Annotated in this window: 3 protein-coding genes; 2 read left to right on the top strand and 1 reads right to left on the bottom strand. The window is 78.8% G+C overall.

What is annotated here, in order from left to right:
* Both SJ20_RS07195 and SJ20_RS07190 read left to right on the top strand, forming a co-directional pair.
* The coding region (locus SJ20_RS07195; protein WP_044659460.1) for a 5-formyltetrahydrofolate cyclo-ligase at positions 1 to 568 on the top strand (568 nt) is incomplete at its 5' end.
* An 88-nt stretch (positions 569 to 656) separates the two neighbouring features.
* Entirely contained in the window at positions 657 to 935 is a 279-nt protein-coding gene (locus SJ20_RS07190) for an FmdB family zinc ribbon protein (protein ID WP_044659459.1), read from the top strand.
* 20 nt (positions 936 to 955) lie between these two features.
* On the opposite strand, the gene SJ20_RS07185 is transcribed toward SJ20_RS07190, so the two are convergent.
* On the bottom strand, positions 956 to 1,147 hold a 192-nt coding region (locus tag SJ20_RS07185), incomplete at its 5' end, for a hypothetical protein (protein ID WP_044659458.1).

The raw sequence follows: 1,147 nt of genomic DNA, 5'->3' as shown, positions 1-1,147 counted from the left end.
GCGCCCCCCCCGCCGCGACCGCTCCCCCGCGCGCCGCGCCGCCGAGTCCGCGGCCGCCGTCGAGCACCTGTGGGCGTGGCTGGGTCCGCGCGTGGCCGCGGCGACCGCGGACGGGACCGCCCCGGTGGTGGCCACCGTGCTGCCGATGGCCACCGAGCCGGACACCGGTGGGCTGCGCACCCGCCTGCTGGCCGCGGGGGCGCGGGTGCTCGTCCCCGTGATCGAGCCGGAACGCCGCCTGAGCTGGGCTCCGTGGCACCCGGACGTCGCAACGGCGCGCGCGGCGAACGCCCCCGTGGACGAGCCCGTGGGCGAACGACTCGGGACCGACGCGCTGGCGGCGGCGACCGCGGTGGTCATGCCGGCGCTCGCGGTGGCCGAGGACGGGATGCGCCTGGGCCAGGGCGGGGGCTACTACGATCGCTTCCTCGCCGAGCTGCCGCGGAGCGTGCCGACCGTGGCCCTCGTGTTCGAGGACGAGCTGCTGCCGGCGGGCGCCATCCCCGCCGAGCCCACGGACCGGCCCGTGGACGGCGTCGTCACCGCGGCCGGGCTGCGCTGGGTCTGAGCCCGGCCCGCGGCGCGGAGTAGCATCGGGGGTCGGATCCCCCCAGAACCGCGCGCCCCGGCGCGCCCCGAGCGAGCTGGAGCTGAGCATGCCCACCTACGCCTACCGCTGCAAGGACTGCGGCCACGCCTTCGACGTCGTCCAGGCCTTCACCGACGACGCCCTCACCGAGTGCCCCGCGTGCGGCGGCGTCCTGCGCAAGCAGTACGGCTCGGTCGGCGTGAGCTTCAAGGGCTCCGGGTTCTACCGGACCGACTCGCGCTCCGGCACCGGGGGCACCGGCTCGTCCGGCGGCTCGACCTCGGACTCGGCCGCCGGGTCCTCGACGTCCTCGACGTCGTCCCCGGCCTCCGCCGCCGCGGACTGACCCGGCCGGATCGGGCCGGCTCAGCCCCAGTGGGGCGGGCGCTGCTCGCGCAGCCAGCGATCGCGCTCGGCCTCGGCCGCACCGGTCTCGACCCCGGCCGCGTTCCCGGTCGGCGTGGTCGCCGGCGACGTCCCGGCCTGGCCGGTCAGCCGGGGCATCCCGGGCAGGCGCGGTTCGCGGCCGTCGGCGGCTGCCGGCCCGGTGCCCGGGGC

Source organism: Micrococcus sp. MS-ASIII-49, from assembly GCF_000946635.1.
In the GTDB taxonomy this organism is placed as follows: Bacteria; Actinomycetota; Actinomycetes; order Actinomycetales; family Micrococcaceae; genus Micrococcus; species Micrococcus luteus.
This window is presented reverse-complemented; position numbering and strand designations above follow the sequence as displayed.

Coding starts and splice junctions, on each gene's coding strand:
- SJ20_RS07190 (WP_044659459.1), top strand. CDS start 657: ATGCCCACCTACGCCTACCGCTGCAAGGACTGCGGCCACGCCTTCGAC.